The sequence below is a fragment of the Xanthobacter sp. YC-JY1 genome (genome assembly GCF_021730305.1).
In the GTDB taxonomy this organism is placed as follows: Bacteria; Pseudomonadota; Alphaproteobacteria; order Rhizobiales; family Xanthobacteraceae; genus Xanthobacter; species Xanthobacter flavus.
Genome location: NZ_CP032674.1, coordinates 3,765,120 through 3,788,280, shown reverse-complemented (window position 1 = coordinate 3,788,280; position 23,161 = coordinate 3,765,120). Strand labels below are relative to the sequence as shown.

Below are 23,161 nucleotides of genomic sequence, written 5' to 3'. Positions count from 1 at the left end.
TGCTTCGTGACGGGTTGGAGGTTGAGAGAGAGGTTCTCCGGCCGCCCGTCGCGGAGAAGCATCCCATGGCCACGGCCGTTCAGAAGATCACCCTTTCGTCGTCCCGCGACATTCCCTTCAACAAGCTGGTGCTCAGCCAGTCCAACGTCCGCCGGGTGAAGGCGGGCGTGTCCATCGAGGAACTCGCCGAGGATATCGCCCGGCGGGGCCTGCTCCAGGGCCTCAATGTCCGAGCCGTGATCGATGCGGATGGCGTCGAGACCGGCATGTACGAGATCCCGGCCGGCGGACGGCGCTACCGGGCGCTGGAACTTCTGGTGAAGCGCAAGCGCCTCGCCAGGACCGCGCCGGTGCCCTGCATCGTGCGCGAGGGCGGCATCGCCGAGGAGGATTCGCTTGCCGAGAATGTCCAGCGCGCACCGCTGCACCCGCTCGACCAGTTCAGGGCGTTCCTGGCCTTGCGGGAGAAGGGCCAGTCCGAGGAGGAGATCGCGGCTGCCTTCTTCGTCTCGGTGATGGTGGTGAAGCAGCGGCTGAAGCTCGCATCGCTCTCTGCGAAGCTCCTCGACGTCTATGCCGAGGATGGCCTCACCCTTGACCAGCTCATGGCCTTCACCGTCTCCGGCGACCATGAGCGGCAGGAGCAGGTGCTGGAGCGTCTCGCCCAGGCTTACGACAAGCAGCCCTATGTCATCCGGCGCATGCTGACCGAGGGGGCGGTGCGGGCATCCGACAAGCGGGCCCGGTTCATCGGCATCGAGGCCTATGAGACGGCTGGCGGCACGGTGCTGCGCGACCTGTTCCAGGGGGACGACGGCGGCTGGCTGCAGGATGTCACCCTCGTCGATCGCATGGTGGCGGAGAAGCTCGCCGCCGAGGCCAACGGGATTCGGAGCGAAGGCTGGAAGTGGATCGAAGTGGCGCCGGACTTCGCCTATGGCCACACCTACGGCCTGCGCCAGCTGCGGGGTGAGCCGACGCCCCTGACCGAGGAAGAGGAGGCAGCTCGGGCGACGGCCCAGGCCGCATATGATCGCCTCTCCGAAGAACATGCCGATGCCGACGAGCTTCCCGAGGAGGTCGATGCGCGGCTCGGTGAGCTCGAGGCGGTGCTGGAAGCCTTTGATACGCGTCCTCTCGCGTTCGATCCGGCGGAGGTCGGCCGCGCCGGCGCCTTCGTCAGCATCGCGCAGGACGGCAAGCTCCGGGTGGAGCGGGGCTATGTCCGCCCGGAGGACGAGGTGCCGGTCGAAGAGGAGCATGCCACTTCCACCGAGACCGATGATGCAAACCATGTGGCATCGACTTCTCTCCAGGAGGCGGCCACACCCGATGCCCCTGCTGAGCCCGAGGAGGAAGGCGACCTCGCCCCGATCTCCGACCGGCTGCTCACGGAGCTGACCACCCATCGCACCCTCGGCCTGCGCCATGCGCTGGGCGAACAGCCCGATGTGGCCTTCCTCGCGGCGGTCCACGCCCTCACGCTGAAGGCCTTCTACGCCTATGGCTCGGATAGCTGCCTCGAGCTCGATCTCAAGAGCGTGTCCTTCAACGCCCAGGCGCCGGGCCTCAACGACAGCGTTTCGGCCGAGGCGATCCGTGTCCGGCACGAAAGCTGGGCTAAGGGGCTGCCCAAGGAGCCGGTTGCGCTCTGGGACACCCTGAGTGGATGGGACCGCGACAGCCAGGCCGCCCTGTTCGCCCATGTGGTGAGCCTCTCGGTCAATGCTGTGCATGAGGCTTGGAACCGCCGTCCACGCGCCTTCGCCCATGCCGATAGGCTGGCGCAGGCGGTGTCACTCGACATGGCGGCGGCCGGGTGGAAGCCCACCGTCGACACCTTCCTCGGCCGGGTGACCAAGGCCCGCATTCTGCAGGCGGTGACCGAGGCGAAGGGGGAACGTGCGGCGGAGCGGATCGCCCACCTCAAGAAGGGCGACATGGCGCGGGAGGCTGAGACCCTCCTTGCCGAAGGCGGGTGGCTCCCGGAGCCGCTGCGGACCCAGCCGTCCGACACCACCGGCGAGAAGACGGCGGAGAAGGACGGCGCAACGGCCATGGGCGAAGAGGACGAGCTCGCCGAGACTGAGGAGCCCGAGGCGGCCTGTCCCCCGATCGCCGCCGAATAGTCCTCCTGGGCAACCTGGCCCGTCGCCCGAGGCTCCGCGATCTCCCTGTCGCGAGGTCCGGTCGGCGGGCCTTTTTCTTGGAGCGTCCTCATGGCGGATGCTGCGCATGACCTCGCCCGGCGGCTGGGGCGGCAGGCAGAGGCGGTCTGCCGCCATTATCTCTCCGCAGGCCGGCGGCAGGGGCACTATTGGCAGGTGGGCGATGTTCGCAACACGCCCGGCCGCTCCATGTTCGTGCGGCTGTCGGATAGCGCGCATGGCCTGGCCGGAAAATGGACCGATGCGGCCACGGGAGAGCACGGCGACCTTCTCGACGTGATCCGCGAGAGCCGGGGCTTGTCCATCTTCGCCGATGTCGTCGCCGAAGCTGAGACCTTCCTCCGTCTGCCGCAATCGCGGCGAGAGCCAGAAGGGGTGGACCGGAGAGCAGCGCCCACGTCCGCCAATCCGGTCATCTCGGCACAACGGCTCTTTGCAGCCGCCAAGCCGATTCCGGGCACAATCGTGGAGACGTATCTGCGGAACCGCGGCATCACGGCTTTGCACGAAACCGGAAGCCTGCGCTTTCACCCGCGCTGCTTCTATCGCCCGGATGCGCACGGTCCCATCCAGCCGTTGCCGGCCATGGTCGCTGCCGTCACGGATTTCCGCGGTCGCATCACGGGCGTGCATCGCACCTGGCTCACCCCGGACGGCGCCGACAAGGCAGCCATCGCCACGCCCCGGCGTGCCATGGGACACTTGCTCGGCCATGCTGTCCGCTTCGGCACCCCAAGCGAGGCCATGGCCGCCGGCGAGGGCATCGAGACGATCCTCTCCCTGCGCTGCGTAGTTCCGAACATCCCGATGGCGGCCGCGCTCTCGGCAGCACACCTCGCCGCCATCGCATTTCCACCAGGGCTGCGACGGCTCTACATCGTCCGCGACAATGATCCGGCCGGAGATCGAGCACGGGACAGTCTCGTTTCGCGGGCGGCATCCGCCGGGATCGAGGTCATCGTCCTCTCCCCAACTCTCGGAGACTTCAACGAGGATATGCGCGCCTTTGGTTTCGATGCGTTGCGGGCCGAACTGCGATGCCAGCTTGTCCCCGAGGATGTCAGCCGCTTCATGATGCTGAGCCCGTGACTTGAAGGAGCAGGGAGCGGGGATGCGCTAACGGCATGCTCTGAGGCTCACCGTCGACAGAGGACCCGCAGCCAGGCCTTCCAGAGGGCGATCGGCCAGCAAACGTGCCGACCCAACAATGGCTGCGGCCAACGATTTTCCGGCGCCGCTGCGCGCCGTTCCATCGCGAAGCAAAATCGTCGGCCTCCGCCATCCTCCGCTCACGCTCCGGCCCCGCGCTTCCCGCGGGGTGCAGGTCCGACCCGCCCGCCGGCTTCGTCGCCATGAAGGCCGCAGGGCTGCGGTCCAACCGACGGAGCATCCCATGGGCGCCGAGCACGACGAACCCCGGCACACCTCTTCTCCCACCGATCACCTGCTGCAGGAGCTTCAGCTCTACGGCTACCGCCCGCTCAACGACGAGTCCGATCCCCGGCCCCTTCCCGAGGCCAACCACATCACCGGCGCCATCGCCGACATATTCGATGCTCTCATCGCGACCCTGCAGGACACCCGCCTGGAGCCCGACCTTCCCGACCTCCTGTGGTCCACCGTCCATCTCTTCCACCGTGCCGCCGGCCGCATCTCGGGCACCCTTGACGATAACGAGCAGGGCCAACGCCGCAGCCAGCAGGAGCAGGATGGCAGCGAGGTGCGCTCGGTGGAACTAGAACGCCTCATCGCCGAGGGGCAGAGTCTCATCGAGCGCCGCGATGCCTTCGAGCTGATGCGCGACGAAGCCGCCGACGCCTTCGAGCGCCACACCGGCTCAGCCTGGCGCCCCCGCACCGGATCCATGGTGAACCATCGGCACCTCACCGCCGCCCTCATCGACAGCCGCGACTTCCTCGCCGCCCGCAGGCGCTCGAAGACCGAGGTGCTGATGCCCTCAGGACCCAAGATCGCCTTCTCCGGTGGTGACACGGCCGATCACAAGCTCATCTGGGCGAAGCTCGACCAGGTGCACGCCAAGCACCCCGACATGGTGCTGCTGCACGGCGGTTCGCCCAAGGGCGCCGAGCGGATCGCCGCCTGCTGGGCCGATGCGCGCAAGGTGCCCCAGGTCGCGTTCAAGCCGGACTGGACGAAGCACGCCAAGGCCGCGCCCTTCAAGCGCAACGACCAGATGCTCGCGGTCATGCCCATCGGGGTCATCGTCTTCCCCGGCACCGGCATCCAGGACAATCTCGCCGACAAGGCTCGCAAGCTCGGCATCCCGGTCTATCGGTTCGGGTCGGGCGGCGCGTAAGCGCTGCCCCTTCCTCGACCATCGGAATCGAATTTCACGAGCCCTGAACGTTTCTCATGAAAGTGCTGGCTCCGTTATTGATTTTCACCGGACTGACGAGCAGGACCTGTACTCATCAGACGTGGACCTGAACAAAGCCTCCAGAGCCTGCTTATGCAGGGAGACGGCCGCACCTGCCGATCTACGAGCGACGATCCACCCCCGCTTTTTTGCGCTGATCCTTAGGTACCGGCCGAGGGCCTGACGCCATCAACCCACAAGGGGTCGGCTACGCATAGCGTGCCGCCGCTCCGCTTCGCCTGCGCGGTGATTGCGGCCCTCGGCCGGACCCGTCGGGCGCCGGTCAGCGGGGGATGGTCCTCCGCTTCGAGCAGGAGCCGGCCCCCATGTCCTCCACCGATGCACAGGCCTTCGCCCTCAGCCTCGCCAAGACCCTGATGGTCGTCATCGTGATCTTCCGCGCCGGTGACGGCAGCCTGTCGGTGGTGCCAGCCGACGAGTTCGACGGTGACGCGTCGCAGATCGTCCGTGAAATCGATCCCTTCGCCAGATAGCGGAGGTGTGCGCATGACGTGCCGGGTGTCCCCCTTACTGGGATTCCTGCACGCATCTTCTCTTGCTATGCTGGTGATCGCGCCGTGGTGGTGGTGGAAGGCGCGACCGTCAGAGCTTTCCTCACGGAGACACCACCATGATTTTTCTCGGCATCCTGCTTGTTCTCGCCGCCATCGCGTTATTGTGCTGGCTGCTGTTTACGCTCGCCGTCTTCGCGCTGCCATTCTTCGCCGCCGTCAGCACCGGCACTTGGGCATACCATACCGGCGGGGGCTGGCTTGGTGCGATCATCGTTGGCCTGATCACCGGCGGGATCATGCTCGGCATCGGCCAGGTTCTCCTCGTGATCGTGCGTCCGATGTGGGTGCGCCTCCCCATTGCGCTCGCCTTCGTCGCCCCGGCCGCCTTCGTCGGCTATCACGCCACGTATGGTATCGCGAAGCTCGCCATGCCGTCCGAGACGTGGCAGATCGTTTTCTCGATCATCGGTGCTCTTGCCATCGGCATCACGACGCTGTCGCGGGTCGCGGGCATGGCGGCCGCCGGCCCGTCCAGCCGGGACCTTGCGCAGGTCTGAGCACGCTCCATGTCATTCGGCAGGGCCGGAGCCGAAAGAGCTTTTCCGCTCGCGCTGTCCGAGGATGGAGATCGGTGGCGCCGGCCCGCTTGCGGCAAAGGCCCAAGCGGCGGTCGATCGCGATTTCTTGAGACGAGACGACGCCTCGCGGTCAGTTGCGGACCAGCGCATGGTGGGAGCGATCTTGGCCGGTTGGACCCGGCGCGGCGGAAGCACACGGAGCCGGCCCGGAACGGGAGACGTAAAGCCGAAGAGGATCGGGCCGGTCTTCTACGAGGTTGCGGCGGGTCGCCATCATCCCCGTCCGGTATCCGTCGGTCGACCGCTCCAAACGGCCTCTCCAATGGGCGGATCTGGCCGAAGGGCGGCTGCGCCTCGACCGCCTGAACCGCAACGGCGCATCATGACTTTCTTCCCCTGCCGGACCCCACCCCACGCGACAGGTCGCGTGGGGACCCCGAGGCGCCGTCATTCCTCGCGAGTCAAGAAAGTCCCTCTCGCGCCGTCCTCCGCTGCGCTGCGGTCGCAATCCTCACCCCGGAGGGGGACCCCGAGGCGATGCGGCGTCGGTCGCCTCCGGCCTTCCGATCGCCATCGAGGCCGCGTGGTGCGGGCTCGGAAACGGAAGACGGAGACTTACAATGGCCACCATCGGCACCTTCAAGAAGACCGGCGCGAACGAGTTCACCGGCGAGATCGTCACCCTCAGCGTCCAGGCCAAGGGCGTGCGCATCGTCCCCGATCTGCGCGCCAACGGCGAGAACGCCCCCAGCCACCGGGTCCTGGTGGGCCGGATCGAGATCGGCGCCGCTTGGTCCAAGCGCTCCAGCGAAGGCCGCGACTATCTGGGCCTCAAGCTCGACGACCCGAGCTTTAACGCCCCCATCTATGCCAACCTCTTCGACGACGAGGACGCCGACACCTTCTCGCTGATCTGGTCCCGCCCCAGCGGGCGACGCGGCGAGTGAGCCGCCCAAGGCCCCGGCCGGCTCCGGCCGGGGCTTTCCCACCCCAGGCTCTCCGGTCAGTCGTTGCCGTCGGGCTGCACCAGCTCGACGTGGCTGACCCCCAGCGCCTGAGCCAGCTCGTAGAGGGTGATGACAGTGGGGTTGCGCCGGCCACGCTCGAGGCCGCTGATGTACTGCTGGCTGAAACCGGAGCGCGCCTCGACATCCTCCTGCGTCAGGCCTTTCTCCTGACGCAGGCGCGCGAAGTTCCGACCGACCAGCTTACGCATGTCCATGCGCAGACGGATCGCAATTTACACACTTGGAGATTATCAACTATAATATGTAATCAAGCGGCCTTAGCGGGTTAGACGGCGGCACTCCCGATGCCAATCGATCATCGAGCGGTCCCGGGAATGCCCCAGCTCACGGGCTCGCTTCACCATCCGCCGTCGTCTAGAAGAGACGAAGGTTGCGCCAGGCATGGAAACGTGGGGTGACATGACCGACGCGTTTGCAGACACCGTCCCAATCGCTCCCGATCTCACCGACTACGACCGGGCGCACATCAAGCTTTATGCGCGCCTTTTGGACGCCACGGCGGATGGCGCCGGCTGGGAGGAGATCGTCTCGGTGCTGTTCGGCATCGACGCGGCCCGGGAGCCCGAACGCGCCCGTCATGTCCATGACAGCCATCTGGCCCGGGCCAGATGGGTGGCTTCCAGCGGCTACAAGGACCTCCTCAGCCGCACTGTCTGACGTTGCGGCCTGTTTGCAGGGGTGATGCCGCAGCCGCATCACGCGATGCTCCCCGGCAGACTTCCCCCAGTATTCTCAATCCCAGATTGTCCTCGCTCGACACGCACCCTTGATGCGGAGGCGAGTGATGAAGCCCGATACATCGCGCTGGCGAGAGGATGCCAGCTACGATTATTTCGATGACCTCTCCGTCGAAGGCCTCGCCTGGGAGTGCCTGCGCCGGGACGAGACCTACCAGGACCACTACCTGGCCCTCGTGACGGCCGGCTCGGACGCCGACCCGCTCCCCCGGGAGGTGGAGCAACGCTGGGGGCTGCGATTTCGCCGCGCGGCCATCTCTCTCCGCCGTGGAACAGAACGTCCCGTGGTCGCCGGTTGTCGATCCGGCCATCGTGCTTCTCGCCCAACAGCCCGCGTTTCTTCCGGGCGCGCCCAGCGTGTCGTTCGGCGGCATGGTTGCGCCGCGCGATAGCACCGAGGGCCGATACTGGGTCCATGGTCCGGCACCTCATGCCGCGCAGGTGCTGCTGCTGACCGGCACACGCTCCGAGGCGCCGCTGGCGGCATTGATCCCGCTGGACGTGGACACCATTGGGCGGCTGGAGGCCTTGACCCGCTTCTGGCGCGCCGTCGAGGGTCGGCCGGTGATCCCCGACACCCGCATCACCGCGCAGCAGCGTGGCCGGCTGCGCACCATGATGCTGGCGGCCGATGGTCGGGCGAACGGCGCCAGCTACCGCGACATCGCCATGGTCCTTTACGGCCACAAGCGCGTCGCGTCCGAGCCCTGGAAAACCTCGGCGCTGCGCGACCAGGTCATCGGCCTCGTCAAAGGCGGCCTCGCCATGATCGGCGGCGGATATCTCAAGCTCCTGCGTCATCGCAGAAGACCATAGCTGCATCGCCGGCATCCTGAGGGTGGGGATTTTCGCCCCCCTCAACTTCCCCATCCCCCTCGACGGCTGCCCTTCGCCACCGTGATCGCCATCCGCCGCTGATGACCAGCGGCCCGAGATCGCCCACGGAGGCCCGATCCATGCGACCCGACGCTGTCCCGCTGCCGCCACGCTACTTGCGCACCAAGGAAGCCGCCGTCTTCCTCAGCCTCTCGCCCCGGACGCTAGAGAAGCACCGCACCTACGGAACCGGTCCCGCCTATCGCAAGCTCGGCGGACGCGTCGTCTATGCCATCGAGGACCTGCAGGCCTGGGTCGCCCGTGGCGCCGTCACCTCCACCTCCGATCCGCGCGGCTGCGTCCTGCCGGCCAAGCGACAGGGCCTGCCCGGCGTTGTCGAGCCCCGTCGCTTCGCACGCTGATCGGAACCCTTCTCCAATGGCGGCGCGGCATCACTCCCAGCCGGAGCGCGGACAGCTCGATCTGTTCCGCGCGCTTCCCGGTGCGTTCGCGCCACGAGATGCGCAGGATCTCATGGCCTATCCCTTCTTCTCCCTCTCCAAGACCCATCGCATCACCCCAATCGATTTTGCGGCGGGCGATGTCTCCATCCGGGTCGAGGCCGTGCCTGACCATGGCATGGCGACCATCTGGGATGCGGACATCCTGATTTGGGCGGCGAGCCAGATCGTGGAGGCCCGCGATGCCGGGCTGCGCACCTCGCGGTTCATGGCCGCGACCCCCTATGAGATCCTCAGGTTCGTGGGCCGCGGCACCTCGCTCCGGGACTACCAGCGCCTGAAGGCGGCGCTCGACCGGCTGCAGTCCACCACCGTGTCCACCTCGATCCGCCAACCGGCCGAGGGACGGCGCCATCGCTTCTCCTGGATCAACGAATGGAAGGAGCGCACCGACCGGGACGGACGGCCCGCGGGAATCGAGCTTATCGTCCCCGACTGGTTCTATTGCGCCATCGTGGAGGACGCCCTCGTCCTCACCATCGACCGGGCTTATTTCGAGCTGACGGGCGGGCTCGACCGCTGGCTCTATCGGCTTGTGCGCAAGCATGGCGGTCACCAGCCCGACGGCTGGCGCTTCGACTTCCGCCACCTGCACCTGAAATCGGGCAGCCTCTCGCCCTTCAAGCGCTTCGCCTTCGAGCTGCGGGACATCATCCGCCGCCAGCCGCTGCCCGGCTACACCCTCTTCCTGGAGTGTGACGCGGGTGCGCGCGCGCTGCTCGCCTTCGAGCCGGCCTGTGGACAACCTGTGAATCCCTTCGTGCCATCGGGAACCCGGTGCCACGTGCCATCGGGAACTGGCCCCTCGTGCTTTCGGGAACTCAAACAGAGGTTAACCCCAAGCCCGAAAACGCAAAATCGCGCCCCTAACTTAGAGTCTAACATAGACTCTAACTTTAAAAGGCGCGCGGCCAATGTGGATAACTGCGCTCAGCCGGCCCAAAAGCCTGCCCATCTGCTCACCTCTAAGGATGAAGCCCTTCCGTCTTTCCGTAAAGACGGATTTCAGGCGCCAGAAGCTCTTCCCGCAGCCGATTTGCCTCCCGCGAGCCCGTCGGGAGGCCGGCGATGATCGTGGCGCTGCTGAACCAAAAGGGCGGAGTCGGCAAGACGACGCTTGCCCTGCACCTTGCCGGCGCGTGGGCGAGCCGCGGCGAGCGCGTCACCCTGATCGATGCGGACCCCCAGGCCTCCGCCCTCGACTGGTCACAGCAACGCAGCCGCGAGGGCCTGCCGCGTCTCTTCGGCGTCGTGGGACTTGCCCGCGACACGCTGCATCGCGAAGCCCCCGAACTGGCGCGGGATGCCGATATAATCGTCATCGACGGGCCGCCCCGTGTCGCCGGCTTGATGCGCTCCGTGCTCCTCGCCGCCGACCTCGTGCTGATCCCGGTGCAGCCCTCGCCCCTCGATGGTTGGGCCTCCGCGGAGATGCTCGCGCTCCTGAATGAGGCGCGCATCTACCGGCCGGAACTGGCCGCCCGCTTCGTGCTGAACCGCTGCGGCACTCGTACCGTGCTCGCCCGTGAGACCGCGGAGACGCTGGCGGATCACGATCCGCCCGTGCTCGCGACCACCATTGGCCAGCGCGTCGCCTTCGCCATGTCGGCACAGTCCGGCCGCCTCGTCAGCGAGCTCGATGCGGAGGGGCCGGCGGCGCGGGAGATTGCTGCCCTGGCTGCTGAGATCGTCGGTCTCGGTGTTCCGGAAACCGCCCTATGAGCGCGCCGCCGACCCGCAAGGGCTTCGCCGCGCGGCCCGCCAATCCTGAGCAGTGGATCAAGGCTGCGGAGGCCAAGCCGGCAGGTGATGCCCCATCCGAGGCCTTCACCGCGCGGCTCACCATCGACGTCACGCCCGACCTGCGCGGGCGCATCAAGATCGCCGCCTTCAGTCGCGGCCAGACCGTCGCGGACATGCTCCGCGATCTCCTCGCCCGAGAATTTCCACCGACATCAGGAGACGCCTCATGATGAGCCCGCCGGTGCCGTCCTCCGTTCCCAAACCCATCGCCGCATCACCCGCCACACCGACCGCCGACCAGCTGACCCATGTGGAACTGACCTGGATCGAGAAGCGGATCGAGAACTGGATCCGCTTCGGCCGGCCGGTCCATGCGCAAACCCTCGACCGCAGCCGCCGTATCGTCTCGTTTGCACCAGACAGCATCTTCGCCTTCGTTCGATGGGCGGCGAACGACTTCGGCACCGTGGTGTCGCGCCTCGACGTCGTGCGCGCCGTCGCACCGGGCGAGTCCTACCAGACGCTGCCTTTCGTGCGACCGGGTGGCGAGATCCTGCTGCGCGTCGATGGCTGGCCGAAGGTGGAGAAAGTGCTCCAGCACGTGGATGCCGTCGATGCCCTCGGCATCCACGGCGCGGATGTGGCGCCGGACCATTGGCGTCATGTCCACCACCGTCTGGCAGCCAGTCACGCACCGCGCCCTTACACGCTGGATCGCCATCAAGGGTGGCTCAAGCGGAGGGAGTGCGAGGCATGACCCGCTTCGGCACCGTGATGGTCACGTACTTCTCGGTGATGGGGGTGGCGGCCGCGTCGTTCGTTCCGACGCCGCTCAAGCTGGTGTGGAACGTTTCCGCCAGCGCGCCCATCGGGCTCTATGCCATCGAGTCGGCGCGCCGGCTGGAGGTCACCGACCTCCTCGCCATCAAGCCGCCGGCAGCGCTCGCCCGCTTCCTGGTGGAGCGCGGCTATGTGGGCGCCGGCGTGCCGCTGATGAAACGGGTGGCAGCGCTTCCCGGACAGGAGGTCTGCCGAATGGACCGCATCATCACCGTCGATGGCGTGGCCTACGGCGAAGCGCTGGAGCGCGACCGCATGGGGCGACCGCTGCCGGTCTGGCGTGGGTGTCGCCGCATCGCCCAAGGCGAGCTCTTCCTCATGAACTTCGATGTGCCGGACAGCCTCGACGGACGGTACTTCGGGCCGCTGCCGGCAAGCACCGTGATCGGCCGCGCCATGCCGATCTTCACCGATGAGGCCGGCGACAGCCACTTCGTCTGGCGCGCGCCGACGCGCTGAGCGTCACCACCATCCCAACCATCATCAGCTTCGCGAGGCCGCCATGCCGCGGACCAGACTGATTTCGCCTGTCGCCTGCCGGTTTCTCAAGTTGCGCGGAAGCCGCCGTGTCGCCGTCATCCTTCTCCTTTCCGGGATGCCCTTGAGCTCGCCGATGGCTGCACTCGCAACGGACGCACCGTCAACACAGAAATCCTCGTCTCCCATCGATCGCTACGCCGATCTCATCGCGGAGGCTGCTGAGCGCTTCGACATACCCGCCCCCTGGATCCGCTCTGTACTGCGAGCGGAGAGCGGCGGGGACGCGCGCTCGACCTCGCCCAAAGGCGCCATGGGGCTGATGCAGATCATGCCGCAGACCTGGGCCGAGCTGCGCGTCCACTATGGCCTCGGCGACGATCCCTACGATCCCCATGACAACATCATGGCCGGGGCCGCCTATCTGCGAGAGCTGTTCGATCGCTACGGTAATCCCGGCTTCCTCGCCGCCTACAACGCGGGGCCAAGCCGCTACGAAGCGTCCCGGAAGGGACGGCCCCTGCCTCAGGAAACGCGCACCTATGTCGAAGCGCTCGCGCACGTCGTCGCGCGCGACGACACCGGTGCGGATGCATCCGGAGTGTCCGCCGCGCCGCAGCCGGGGCAGCCACCGTGGGCTCGCGCTCCGATCTTCATTCTGCCACCAGCCCGCACGCTGGCGACGGATCGACCGCAGACGGACAGCGTGCCGCCCGCACTAGGTGTGAGCGATGTCTCAGCCATCGTCCCGCCATCGGCCGGCTTGTTCGTCGCCCGACCGGGTAGGGGAGGTGCGCCATGATCGCCTCAGCCTCCATTCGTGCGTTCTCGGGCTGCGTCGCGTCAGGGCGAAGGCAGGGCGGGAAGACGGGCACCCCAACCGTTCGATGGCGAGATAAAAGGGCGCAGGGTGCGCTTCGGTCGGGCGGTTGTTTTTGCTTGGTAATTTTGAGCCGAACGCACATTGCACCGCTGATCGGAAATGTGCATCGAGCGCTCAAGTCTCTGGTCTCGTTGACTTTCTCCCACATTGCGGGCGCGCGTCATGGCCGATGAGCGTGACTTCCGCGTCCGACCGGGCCGCATCCGCTTCACCCGCGCGCAGCGGGTCCGCCCCTTCATCGCCCAGGCCCTCGCGGCGGCCCAGAAGGCCGGCGGGCACGTCTCCCGATCCGGCCGCATCTCGTCCAGCACGCGCTCGCACTTCGGCCGCGGCCGGACGGCGAGCATCGCGGCCAATCGGTTCCTCACCAGGCGCTCGCGTGTCGTCGTGATCAAGACCCGTGTGGTCCGGCACACGGCACGTGCTGCACCGCTGTCCGTGCACCTCAGCTATCTTCGGCGAGAGGGTGTAACCCGGGACGGAGAGAAGGCTCGCCTGTTCGGGCCGGGCGCTGAGGAGGGGGACGGCCGCGCCTTCGCGGAGCGCTGCGCCGACGACCGGCACCATTTCCGCTTCATCGTGTCGCCCGAGGACGCGGCGGACATGGCCGACCTCAGGTCCTTCGCTCGCGACCTCACGAGCCAGATGGAGAAGGACCTCGGCACGAGGCTGGATTGGGTCGGCGTCGACCATTGGAATACTGACAATCCGCACCTCCATATCCTGGTGCGGGGCCGGACCGACGATGGCGAGGACCTCGTCATCTCTCGCGACTACATCAAGGAGGGTATGCGCGCTCGCGCGCAGGATCTGGTGACCCAGGAGCTAGGCCCGCGCGCCGACCTCGACATCCGCCATGCCGTCGAGCGGCAGGTGGAGGCGGAGGGCTGGACCCAGCTCGATCGCCAGTTGGTTCGCGATCAGCGCGAGGCCGGTGTCATTGACGTGGCGCATAACGCCGATGGCGGGCCGGATGCCTTCCTTCCGTTGAAGGTGGGCCGGCTGCGCAAGCTCGAGACCCTCGGCCTCGCGGACGAGATCGGCCCCGGCCAGTGGGTCATCGACGAGAAGGCTGAGGCGACCCTGCGGGTCCTCGGCGACCGCGGCGACATCATCAAGCGGATGCACCGGGCCCTCACGGCACAGGGTATTGAGCGCGGCACGGCGAGCTACGTGCTCGCGGGAGAGAGCCTGGCCGCGCCCATCATCGGCCGCCTCATTGACCGCGGTCTCGATGACGAACTGAAGGGCACGGCCTATGCCGTGGTGGACGGCGTCGACGGCCGCACCCATCACATCCGGCTGCCCGACCTCGATGCGGCCAGTGACGGCGCGTCCGGCGCCATCGTGGAGCTCCGGCGGTTCGAGGACGGGCGCGGCCAGCAGCGGGTCGCCCTGGCCGTCCGCTCCGATCTCGCCATCGAACAACAGGTCACAGCTTCGGGCGCCACCTGGCTCGACCGGCAGGCGCTCAGCCGCGCGCCGACATCGCTCTCCGAAGGCGGCTTCGGCGCCGAGGTGCGTGAGGCTATGGATCGCCGGGCCGACCATCTGGTCCGGGAGGGGCTGGCTGAGCGGCAGGGCCAGCGCGTCACCTTCGCCCGTGACCTGATCGAGACATTGCGCCGGCGAGAGGTGGAGGCATTGGGCGAGAAGCTCGCCGCCGAGACTGGGCAGCCGTTCAATCGGTCAGGAACGGGAGACTATGTCTCCGGCACCTACCGCCAGCGCTTCGCGCTCGCCTCTGGCCGCTTTGCCATGATCGACGATGGATTGGGCTTCCAGCTCGTGCCTTGGTCACCGTCCCTGGAGAAGCAACTCGGCCGGCACCTCTCGGGTGTCGCCCGCGCCGATGGCGGCATCGACTGGTCCTTTGGCCGCAAGCGCGACCTCGGTCTCTGACCTCACACATCAATGGAGCGCCGCATGTCCGCGACCAAGATTCTCTGGGGCCAGATCCTCCTCGTCCTCGCCATCGTGCTCGCCACCAGCTGGGGCGCCACGCAGTTCATGGCGTGGCGGCTTGGTTTCCAGGACCAGCTCGGCCCGCCCTGGTTCCTGCTGGGGCGCTGGCCCGTCTATCCCCCGCCGGCCTTCTTCTGGTGGTGGTATTTCTACGACGCCTATGCGCCGGCCATCTTCACCGAGGGGGCGATCATCGCCGCCTCGGGCGGGTTCCTATCCATCGCCGCCGCCATCGGGCTCTCGGTCTGGCGGGCGCGGGAAGCAAGGCGCGTCGAGACCTATGGCTCCGCCCGCTGGGCCGAGCCCGAGGAGATCCGCGCGGCTGGGCTGCTCGGTCCCGACGGCGTGGTGCTGGGGCGCCACGGAGGGGACTATCTGCGCCATGATGGACCCGAGCACGTCCTGTGCTTCGCGCCCACCCGCTCCGGTAAAGGCGTCGGCCTCGTCGTGCCCTCGCTGCTCACCTGGCCTGGCTCGGCCATCGTCCATGACATCAAGGGCGAGAACTGGCAGCTCACTGCCGGCTTCCGGGCCCGGCACGGGCGCGTGCTGCTGTTCGACCCCACCAATGTGCGCTCCGCCGCCTACAATCCCCTGCTGGAGGTCCGACGCGGGGAGTGGGAGGTGCGCGACGTCCAGAACATTGCCGACATCCTGGTGGACCCCGAGGGCTCGCTGGAAAAGCGCAACCACTGGGAGAAGACCAGCCACGCCCTCCTCGTGGGCGCCATCCTCCATGTGCTCTATGCCGAGAAGGACAAGACGCTCGCCGGTGTCGCCGCCTTCCTCTCCGATCCGAAGCGGCCGATCGAGACCACGCTCGACGCGATGATGAAGATCGCTCATCTGGGCGAGGCTGGCCCGCATCCCGTCATCGCCAGTGCCGCCCGCGAGCTGCTGAACAAATCCGACAATGAACGCTCCGGCGTGCTCTCCACCGCCATGTCATTCCTTGGCCTGTACCGTGATCCGGTGATCGCCGAGGTCACGCGGCGCTGCGACTGGCGCATCGCCGATATCGTCGGCGGCAAGGCCCCCTCGACGCTCTACCTCGTGGTGCCGCCCTCCGACATCAACCGCACCAAGCCGCTGATCCGCCTCCTCCTCAACCAGATCGGCCGGCGCCTGACCGAGGACCTGAAGGCGAAGGTCGGGCGCCATCGTCTGCTGCTCATGCTCGACGAATTCCCGGCGCTCGGCCGTCTAGACTTCTTTGAGTCTGCGCTCGCCTTCATGGCTGGCTATGGCCTCAAAGCCTTCCTCATCGCCCAGTCTCTGAACCAGATCGAGAAGGCCTATGGCCCGAACAACTCCATCCTCGACAACTGCCATGTGCGGGTGAGCTTCGCCACCAATGACGAGCGCACCGCCAAGCGCGTCTCGGATGCGCTCGGCACCGCCACCGAGATGAAGGCGATGAAGAACTATGCCGGGCACCGGCTATCGCCCTGGCTCGGCCACCTCATGGTCTCTCGGTCGGAGACGGCACGCCCGCTCCTCACGCCGGGCGAGGTGATGCAGCTTCCACCTGCCGACGAGATCGTCATGGTCGCCGGGACTCCGCCGATCCGGGCGAAGAAGGCCCGATATTACGAGGATGAGCGGTTCAGGGAACGGGTGCTGCACCCCCCGGAGCTCTTGGCCCCTCGCGATCGCCAGCCCGACGACTGGACCGTGCTCCCACTGCCGACACCGTCGCAGCTGAGCCTGATGGTCGAGGAGACCGATGATGAGGACACCACGGGAACGGAGCAGCGGCGCCAACCGGAGCTGGCGCGGGTGGAGACCCTGGAGGCGCCTGCGCAACCCCGCAACGAGTTCGAGATCGATCCGGTCGATGAGACGGACGACGACGTGGCCCGGACCAGTCGCATGACCCGTCTCATGCAGGGCGTCGCGCGTCAGGTCTCGCTCGATCCCAACGACGGCTTGGAGTTATGACAGCGATGGTCCCACGTAAGAAGAAGGCGCAGATCTCGGTCTATCTCGATCCGGACACCATGGCGTTGCTCGCAGATTATGCCGCGCGCCGGGACCAGCCCCAGTCGCTGATCGCGGAAGCTGCCATCGCATCGTTCCTGTCTCCCGACGCAGCCGAGCGGCGCGAGGCCGCGATCGCCAAGCGCCTGGATCAGCTGGACAGACGGATGACGCGGATGGAGCGCGACGTCGGCATCTCGGTCGAGACGCTGGCCGTGTTCGTGCGGTTCTGGCTCGTGACCACGCCGCCCTTGCCGGAGCCGGCCGGGCAGGCGGCGCGAGCCAAGGCTGGTGAGCGGTATGAGGCGTTCGTCGCGGCGCTGGGGCGGCGGCTCGCGAAGGGGCCGAGGCTGGCGCAGGAGATCGCCGAGGACGGCGGTGCTGCCAAAGCCTGAGAAAGGGGCTCTCGCGCCATGAGCGGACGTTCGGTGCGGGCCGAAAAGCAGACGTTCGTACGTTTCCATGCGGAAACAATAGTGATTTATGAATTTATGTCAGCTTATTTTGTATTTGATCCAAAATATTATTGTATATAGTAGAAGTTAATTCTGATGGTTTATGAGAAATTTAGTATTTTCAGATCCGGTGGCGCTTCTGCAGCCGAGCCGCCACTGAAGTGTCGCGTGTTTGCTGCGGAGGTTTTTCTTCTGTGGGATAGGCGCGCGTTATGGCCAGCCTGTCAGGTTCCGGATAGCCACCGCCGCGCTGCCGGTCTGCGGCGGCATACAGCGTCTCGAAAACCCCTCGCCATGCCGGCTGGTACAGCACCGGCGAGAAGCAGCGCATGATCGCGCTGATGCTCCAGCGAGCCGCATTGTTCGCAATGAGATCGGTGCGAGTCATGCCGGGATGACAGCCAGACGGCTGATCCCCCATCCTTTCAGCCCACTTTCTGCGGGGGAGGCCACGCGCAGCAGTCCCCATGAGCGGCGGCGAGCAGGGATTGCGCATATACTCCCATCAGTATAATTCCGTGACTCGTGGAGCCTCCAGTTCGCACGCATCGGTGCCTCTATGCCGCATTCGCCGGATGACAAGAAGCGCGCCCTGACGCGCCTGCGCCGCATCAAGGGCCAGGCCGAGGCGCTGGAACGCGCGATCGAGGCGGGGGTGGAATGCCGCCTGCTGCTCCAGCAGATCGCCGCGCTTCGCGGAGCGGCGGGTGGGCTGATGGCCGAAGTGCTCGACAGTCATCTGCGCGACACTATCGGTCCCTTAGCCGCAAAGACAGGGGTTGCCCCGATGCCGGATGACCTCAACGACATCATGCAGATCCTGCGCACCTATCTGAAATAGCCGTACACCGATCCAGACAAAGGGAAAAACTCATGAAATCGCGCGCCGCCGTCGCCTGGGAGGCCAAGAAACCGCTGACCATCGAGACCATCGAGATCGGCGGGCCGAAGCCCGGCGAGGTGCTGGTCGAGATCATGGCGACCGGCGTGTGCCACACCGACGCCTACACGCTTGATGGCCTCGACAGCGAGGGAAAGTTCCCCGCCATTCTCGGTCATGAGGGCGCGGGCATCGTGCGCGAGGTCGGCGCCGGCGTGACCTCGCTCAAGGTCGGGGATCACGTCATCCCGCTCTATACGCCGGAATGCCGGAGCTGCAAAACCTGCCTGTCGCAGCGCTCGAACCTCTGCACCTCGATCCGCGCCACGCAAGGCCAGGGCCTGATGCCGGACCGGACCTCGCGCTTCTCCTGTGATGCAATTCGTGGAAAAAGCTCGGAAATCTTCCACTATATGGGCTGCTCGACCTTCTCGAACTTCACCGTGCTGCCGGAGATCGCACTGGCCAAGGTGCGCGAGGACGCCCCCTTCGACAAGATCTGCTACATCGGCTGCGGCGTCACCACCGGCATCGGCGCGGTGGTCTACACCGCCAAGGTGTGGCCCGGCGCGAACATCGTGGTGTTCGGCCTCGGCGGCATCGGGCTCAACGTGATCCAGGGCGCCCGCATGGTCGGCGCCGACAAGATTATCGGCGTCGACATCAACCCGGCGAAGGTCGAGATGGCGAAGAAGTTCGGCATGACCGACTTTATCAACCCGCTGGAGATCGGTTCGGATAAGGTGGTCTCCGCCATTCAGGACCTGACGGATGGCGGCGCGGACTTCACCTTTGACTGCACCGGCAATGTGAATGTCATGCGTCAGGCTCTGGAAGCCTGCCATCGCGGCTGGGGAACCTCGATCGTCATCGGTGTGGCGCCGGCGGGTGCGGAGATCTCCACCCGCCCATTCCAGCTCGTCACCGGCCGCAACTGGCGCGGCTCGGCCTTTGGCGGCGCGCGTGGGCGCACCGACGTGCCGAAGATCGTCGACTGGTACATGGAGGGCAAGATCAACATCGACGACCTGATCACCCACACCATGCCGCTCGACGAGATCAATACCGCCTTCGACCTGATGCATGAAGGCAAGTCGATCCGCTCGGTCGTGATCTACTGATGGAGAAGATGGCGATGGAAACAGTCTCGACGGCGAAGTCCCATGGCGGTGTGCAGGGCGTCTATCGGCACTCTTCGAAGGTGACCGGCTCGACCATGACCTTCGCCGTCTTCGTGCCTCCTCGGGCCGCAAGTGAGCCGGTGCCGGTGCTTTGGTATCTGTCGGGGCTCACCTGCACCCATGCCAATGTCATGGAGAAGGGCGAGTATCGCGCGGCGGCGGCCGAGCGCGGCGTCATCATCGTGGCGCCCGACACCAGCCCGCGCGGCGCCCATGTCGCGGACGAGCCGGATAATTGGCAGTTCGGCTCCGGTGCCGGCTTCTATCTGGACGCGACGCAGGAACCCTACGCGCCGCACTACCGGATGTATTCCTACATCGTCGAGGAACTCACCGCGCTCATCGCCGCCGAGTTTCCTGCGGATATGAGCCGGCAGGGCATTTTCGGCCACTCGATGGGTGGGCATGGCGCGCTTACCTTCGCGCTGAAGCATCCCGACCGCTTCAGGAGCTGTTCCGCCTTCGCTCCGATCGTCCAGCCATCGACCGCGGACTGGTCACGGCCGGCGTTGGAGAAATATCTCGGCAATGACAAGTTGGCGTGGCGCTCCTACGACGCCGTGGCGCTGATCGAGGACGGCAAGCACTTTCCGGAGTTCCTTGTCGATCAGGGCTCGGCGGATCCGTTCCTGAAGACGGGCCTTCGGCCGGAGCTGCTGGTCGATGCCTGCCAGACTGCGGGCATCCCCGTCACGCTCAATATGCGCGAGGGCTACGACCATTCCTATTTCTTCATCTCGACCTTCATGGCCAGCCACATCGATTGGCACGCGGCGCGGCTGGAAGAGGCGTGACGGTGAAGACGCGCGCCAGAAGCGGTCATTGGCTTCAGCGCAGGGAGCGGACATCCGCGCCGTTAAGTTCGCGAGTTGTCAGAGTTCGGAAATGACCGGCTTTTTGTTCGGTCACTGCGCAGGCGGTCCTGGCTCAGTCGGCCAGGGGAGGGTCTTCCCCTATGCATTGGCGCTACCCACACAGTGCGGACATGTCGGATTGGCGGTTCGTTCCGTGCGGTACTGCATGAAGGGGTTCTTCAGCATCCTGGGATGCGAGTGTCCGACCACCATCTCGGCAGGAATGTCCCGTAGCAGGGTCACCGAGAAATCGAGGGCCGGCGAGAATGTCTCCCCCGTCACGAAAACCCGGGTCCACTCCTGCAGCAGATGCCGAGCGAATTCTCGACGCGTCTCCTCCGATGCCCAGTCAAAGGGTAGGTCGACTTCCACTACGGTCGGCGTCCCATACCGCTTCAACGCGCGACGAGCGCCCGGGCCGAGCAGGCACTGAAGCCACTCGCTACCAAAGAGGAGATAGTGGCCGCTGTGGTCGAGCTGCGGCCGCTCATCGGCGGAGACATAGAGCCGTCCGGTGTCGCGCTCCCGGTCGTCGAAGCCGGCGATTATCGCCTCGATATTCTGGCGCATCCATGCCAGGTCGTCATGCTCTGCCACCAACCGGCGCGCCAGCGCTTCGAGCTCCGCCGGGTCGTTGCGCCGCAATCCCTCTCGATGGAAGACGCCAGCATCCGGCACGCGGCAGCCATAGAAGGTCCGTAGCTTCGCTTTCGCCAATTCATCCGCCAACCCCTCGATCAAAGTCTCCACACTCGGCTGCACATGGCACTCGAGAGCGTCAAGCCATTCGCTGTCGTCCCAGCAGAGATCGAGCTTTCGCTTCTGGAGACGGGCCTTGCCACCCGGCCGCCACTCTCTCTCGAGCCACGTTTCCAACGCGCCGAACCAGGTGCTGCGGTCCTGCCAATGGACCCGGCGGCCCCGCCAGACTTCGGCAAAAGAAGGCGTCGGCGCCTCGACGTCGGAAAGATCTGATTCGCTATCCATGACTCATGGTATCGCAGACGCGATGCGCGTCACGACAGGCCCGAAAAAACGAACATGGCGGACTTCGAGAACAGCCCCGATCTCACCAGGCTAATGACCATCGACCCGACGGGCCTGTCCGACAACGATGCGATGACCTTGGCCGCCCTGTTGGTGGACCTCAGTGCCGAAGCCGCGAGCGCCGTAGGCTTGGACCGAGCGGAGGCCGTGCTAACGAGTTTAGAGGTGCGTGACCTCGACCCGACCCATCGTGCACGCTGGCACTATTTCACCGCCAACCTCTGGAGCATTCGACGGCATCAGTCGCTGACCCACCAGACTTGGACCTGGCACTCGAACGAGATCGACCAGGAGCTGCTGGCGCTCCGGCGCGCGGTGGCGAGCGAGGGCTTCGAAGGTCTCGGTTTGATCCAGCGCGCCCAGGCGCTTATCAATCTGGGCAACATCCTCAACCACATCGGCCGGTTCGTCGAAGCCATCGAGGTCTGGGACCGAGCGCTCGCCCTGGTCCCGAACATGGCCATGGCCAACGGCAATCGCGGCATCGGCCTTTCCCACTATGCCGCCGGCCTGCATGACCCCGGCCACAACTATGTCCTTGCTGCCGCCGCGCACCAGGCTTTCCGCCGTGCGATCGACCCCAATGCCATCATCGAGAGCTATGGGCTCGAACCCGCCCTGGACTACTTCGCGAAACACGCCCAGGCACTCGACGCGTACCTGACCGCCAACCCCGTCGAAGTGGACCTTCACGGCCATTCCCTAGGCCGAGGACGCCGCGAACGCGAATATCGCCGCTGGTGTCTCGCCCGCCGGCTCTTCATCAACCCGCTGAATGACGCCGGCACATTCGAGATCGCGGCGCGCGACGTGATGATGCTGCCTTCCATCACGGTCGTCGGCTTGGACGGCGGCCCCGGTCCGCCGCCGGTCATTGCCTACTTCAACCTGATCAAGCAGGAGTACGCGGCTGCCCGTTTTGCTTGCTGGGAAGGTCTAACCGCCAGCGGCGTCCACTTCGCCGACCGTGGCGTGCAGGTCTACGACACCCTAGACTATCCGGCCGTCGGCTTCGCGGTCGAGCGTCTGAAGATGGCGTTCCGCGGCGCATATTCGATCTTCGACAAGGTTGCCTTCTGCCTCAACACCTACCTGGGTCTCGGCCATCCGGAGCGGCAGGTCAGCTTCCGGAACCTCTGGTTTGTGAAGGGTAGGGGCAAGGCCCTCCACCCCAACCTCGACGGGCTCGCCAACTGGCCGCTCCGCGGGCTCTTCTGGCTGTCGAAAGACGTGTTCGAGAACGACTTCAAGGACGTCACCGAGCCCGACGCCCAAGCGATCTACGAGCTACGCAACCACCTGGAGCACAAATTCGTCAGCGTCCACGATATGTTTCTACGAGCTGTCTCGATCGCACCGTCCCCCGAGACAGCGCCCGGCATCTTCGACCTCTCCTTCGAAGACCTCGCCGCCCGCACCGGCCGCCAACTCAAGCTCGCTCGGGCCGCGATCATCTACCTCACGCTAGCGATCCATGCTGAGGAGCGACGGCGGGAAGCCGAGCGGCCGCCAGGGGCGAGCTTCCCCATGTCGCTCGACACCTGGGACGACGCCTGGAAGCGGCGAGACTGAGCCTATAGCCAAACCACTCGTCGATTCCGCCGCGATCCGCTCCTTCTTCGCCTGGAGTGACCGCCTGGACTACGACATCCTGCGGCCCCTCAGCCACGTCCGCGCCAACTGGGAGCTCTGGTGGGACGCTACGAGCCAGTGCTACGAGACGGAAGACGACAGCTACGCTGCCGACCTCAACGATCTGATCGATGAGCTCGCACAGACGCTGCCGCCACCGGCCGTATCCACGCGGCGATCCGCTTCGGCCAGCATCATTTCGACGACATGGAACACTCCCACCGACACATGCTGGCGGCTGTGCTGACGATTATCTTCTATCACCGCACAAAGTAAATGCGATCCGCTCGGTCTGGGTGACTGTGCCCGACCACAGGGTCACCACGCCACTATCACGACTTCGCCTCCAACCTGGCCGCCGCCCGCTGCCCTTTGGCCCGAAAGGACCACAGCCATAATCTCGCCGACCATGACGGTGTCTATGTACCATTTGACGAGACGCTCACCAAGCTGTTTGGCCGCCACGCTAAGCGCTACCGTTTCG

The 23,161-nt window shown here is 66.1% G+C and carries 26 protein-coding genes; 23 read left to right on the top strand and 3 right to left on the bottom strand.

Features of this window, described 5'->3' with window-relative positions; genetic code table 11:
• Positions 1-65: 65 nt before the first annotated feature.
• The 6 genes from D7006_RS17785 to D7006_RS17760 all read left to right on the top strand — a co-directional run bounded on the left by D7006_RS17785 (position 66) and on the right by D7006_RS17760 (position 6,585).
• Positions 66-2,129 (top strand): ParB/RepB/Spo0J family partition protein, encoded by a 2,064-nt coding sequence (locus D7006_RS17785; RefSeq protein WP_237353995.1) that lies wholly within the window; start codon positions 66-68, stop codon positions 2,127-2,129.
• Between the two features lie 90 nt (positions 2,130-2,219).
• Complete coding sequence (locus D7006_RS17780; protein WP_237353994.1) at positions 2,220-3,257, top strand: toprim domain-containing protein; 1,038 nt, start codon at positions 2,220-2,222, stop codon at positions 3,255-3,257.
• A gap of 304 nt (positions 3,258-3,561) precedes the next feature.
• Complete coding sequence (locus tag D7006_RS17775) at positions 3,562-4,485, top strand: DUF2493 domain-containing protein (protein WP_237353993.1); 924 nt, start codon at positions 3,562-3,564, stop codon at positions 4,483-4,485.
• Between the two features lie 386 nt (positions 4,486-4,871).
• Positions 4,872-5,039: a hypothetical protein gene (locus D7006_RS17770; RefSeq protein ID WP_229644176.1), complete on the top strand. Its 168-nt coding sequence runs from the start codon at positions 4,872-4,874 to the stop codon at positions 5,037-5,039.
• 137 nt (positions 5,040-5,176) lie between these two features.
• Positions 5,177-5,617: a hypothetical protein gene (locus D7006_RS17765; RefSeq protein ID WP_237353992.1), complete on the top strand. Its 441-nt coding sequence runs from the start codon at positions 5,177-5,179 to the stop codon at positions 5,615-5,617.
• A gap of 641 nt (positions 5,618-6,258) precedes the next feature.
• Positions 6,259-6,585 (top strand): DUF736 domain-containing protein, encoded by a 327-nt coding sequence (locus D7006_RS17760; protein WP_237353991.1) that lies wholly within the window; start codon positions 6,259-6,261, stop codon positions 6,583-6,585.
• A 56-nt stretch (positions 6,586-6,641) separates the two neighbouring features.
• Here D7006_RS17760 and D7006_RS17755 read toward each other — a convergent pair whose 3' ends face one another.
• Entirely contained in the window at positions 6,642-6,860 is a 219-nt protein-coding gene (locus tag D7006_RS17755) for a helix-turn-helix domain-containing protein (protein WP_237353990.1), read from the bottom strand.
• A gap of 205 nt (positions 6,861-7,065) precedes the next feature.
• Here D7006_RS17755 and D7006_RS17750 point away from each other — a divergent pair, with 205 nt between their 5' ends.
• The 13 genes from D7006_RS17750 to D7006_RS17690 all read left to right on the top strand — a co-directional run bounded on the left by D7006_RS17750 (position 7,066) and on the right by D7006_RS17690 (position 17,023).
• Positions 7,066-7,323: a DNA -binding domain-containing protein gene (locus D7006_RS17750; RefSeq protein WP_237353989.1), complete on the top strand. Its 258-nt coding sequence runs from the start codon at positions 7,066-7,068 to the stop codon at positions 7,321-7,323.
• 112 nt (positions 7,324-7,435) lie between these two features.
• Positions 7,436-7,795: a transcriptional regulator domain-containing protein gene (locus tag D7006_RS17745; RefSeq protein WP_371745124.1), complete on the top strand. Its 360-nt coding sequence runs from the start codon at positions 7,436-7,438 to the stop codon at positions 7,793-7,795.
• Positions 7,713-8,219: a DUF2285 domain-containing protein gene (locus D7006_RS17740; RefSeq protein WP_237356947.1), complete on the top strand. Its 507-nt coding sequence runs from the start codon at positions 7,713-7,715 to the stop codon at positions 8,217-8,219. The genes D7006_RS17745 and D7006_RS17740 overlap by 83 nt, the downstream gene beginning before the upstream one ends.
• 140 nt (positions 8,220-8,359) lie before the next feature.
• Positions 8,360-8,641, top strand: coding sequence for an AlpA family transcriptional regulator (locus D7006_RS17735; protein ID WP_237353987.1), 282 nt, complete (start codon positions 8,360-8,362; stop codon positions 8,639-8,641).
• A 16-nt stretch (positions 8,642-8,657) separates the two neighbouring features.
• The gene (locus D7006_RS17730) at positions 8,658-9,812 is read left to right on the top strand and encodes a replication initiator protein A (RefSeq protein WP_237353986.1); all 1,155 of its coding nucleotides are present in this window, start codon (positions 8,658-8,660) and stop codon (positions 9,810-9,812) included.
• Positions 9,809-10,462: a ParA family partition ATPase gene (gene parA, locus D7006_RS17725; RefSeq protein ID WP_237353985.1), complete on the top strand. Its 654-nt coding sequence runs from the start codon at positions 9,809-9,811 to the stop codon at positions 10,460-10,462. The genes D7006_RS17730 and parA overlap by 4 nt, the downstream gene beginning before the upstream one ends.
• Positions 10,459-10,713, top strand: coding sequence for a hypothetical protein (locus tag D7006_RS17720; RefSeq protein ID WP_237353984.1), 255 nt, complete (start codon positions 10,459-10,461; stop codon positions 10,711-10,713). Before parA ends, D7006_RS17720 begins: the two co-directional genes overlap by 4 nt.
• The gene (locus tag D7006_RS17715) at positions 10,710-11,240 is read left to right on the top strand and encodes a DUF2840 domain-containing protein (RefSeq protein ID WP_237353983.1); all 531 of its coding nucleotides are present in this window, start codon (positions 10,710-10,712) and stop codon (positions 11,238-11,240) included. The genes D7006_RS17720 and D7006_RS17715 overlap by 4 nt, the downstream gene beginning before the upstream one ends.
• Positions 11,237-11,782 carry a conjugative transfer signal peptidase TraF gene (traF, locus tag D7006_RS17710; RefSeq protein WP_237353982.1) on the top strand — a complete coding sequence of 182 codons (546 nt, stop codon included), beginning with the start codon at positions 11,237-11,239 and terminating at the stop codon, positions 11,780-11,782. Before D7006_RS17715 ends, traF begins: the two co-directional genes overlap by 4 nt.
• A gap of 136 nt (positions 11,783-11,918) precedes the next feature.
• Positions 11,919-12,602: a lytic transglycosylase domain-containing protein gene (locus D7006_RS17705; RefSeq protein ID WP_237356946.1), complete on the top strand. Its 684-nt coding sequence runs from the start codon at positions 11,919-11,921 to the stop codon at positions 12,600-12,602.
• Between the two features lie 243 nt (positions 12,603-12,845).
• Positions 12,846-14,585: a VirD2 family relaxase/mobilization nuclease gene (locus D7006_RS17700; protein WP_237353981.1), complete on the top strand. Its 1,740-nt coding sequence runs from the start codon at positions 12,846-12,848 to the stop codon at positions 14,583-14,585.
• Positions 14,586-14,609: 24 nt separating this feature from the next.
• Positions 14,610-16,589, top strand: a complete 1,980-nt coding sequence (locus D7006_RS17695) for a conjugal transfer protein TraG (protein WP_237353980.1) — start codon at positions 14,610-14,612, stop codon at positions 16,587-16,589.
• A gap of 5 nt (positions 16,590-16,594) precedes the next feature.
• Entirely contained in the window at positions 16,595-17,023 is a 429-nt protein-coding gene (locus D7006_RS17690; RefSeq protein ID WP_237356945.1) for a CopG family transcriptional regulator, read from the top strand.
• A 181-nt stretch (positions 17,024-17,204) separates the two neighbouring features.
• Here the strand turns inward: D7006_RS17690 and D7006_RS17685 are convergent, their stop codons facing one another.
• On the bottom strand, positions 17,205-17,471 hold the full coding sequence (locus tag D7006_RS17685; RefSeq protein WP_237353979.1) for a hypothetical protein: 267 nt from the start codon (positions 17,469-17,471) through the stop codon (positions 17,205-17,207).
• A 171-nt stretch (positions 17,472-17,642) separates the two neighbouring features.
• Here D7006_RS17685 and D7006_RS17680 point away from each other — a divergent pair, with 171 nt between their 5' ends.
• The 3 genes from D7006_RS17680 to fghA are packed head-to-tail and all read left to right on the top strand — an operon-like array spanning position 17,643 to position 19,938.
• Entirely contained in the window at positions 17,643-17,924 is a 282-nt protein-coding gene (locus D7006_RS17680; protein WP_237353978.1) for a metal-sensing transcriptional repressor, read from the top strand.
• A 32-nt stretch (positions 17,925-17,956) separates the two neighbouring features.
• Complete coding sequence (locus D7006_RS17675) at positions 17,957-19,084, top strand: S-(hydroxymethyl)glutathione dehydrogenase/class III alcohol dehydrogenase (RefSeq protein ID WP_237353977.1); 1,128 nt, start codon at positions 17,957-17,959, stop codon at positions 19,082-19,084.
• Between the two features lie 14 nt (positions 19,085-19,098).
• Positions 19,099-19,938 (top strand): S-formylglutathione hydrolase, encoded by an 840-nt coding sequence (fghA, locus tag D7006_RS17670; protein WP_237356944.1) that lies wholly within the window; start codon positions 19,099-19,101, stop codon positions 19,936-19,938.
• Between the two features lie 159 nt (positions 19,939-20,097).
• Here fghA and D7006_RS17665 read toward each other — a convergent pair whose 3' ends face one another.
• Complete coding sequence (locus D7006_RS17665; protein ID WP_237353976.1) at positions 20,098-20,985, bottom strand: hypothetical protein; 888 nt, start codon at positions 20,983-20,985, stop codon at positions 20,098-20,100.
• A gap of 54 nt (positions 20,986-21,039) precedes the next feature.
• Between D7006_RS17665 and D7006_RS17660 the strand changes: the two genes are divergently transcribed.
• On the top strand, positions 21,040-22,617 hold the full coding sequence (locus D7006_RS17660) for an LA2681 family HEPN domain-containing protein (protein WP_237353975.1): 1,578 nt from the start codon (positions 21,040-21,042) through the stop codon (positions 22,615-22,617).
• The last annotated feature ends 544 nt before the right edge of the window (positions 22,618-23,161 follow it).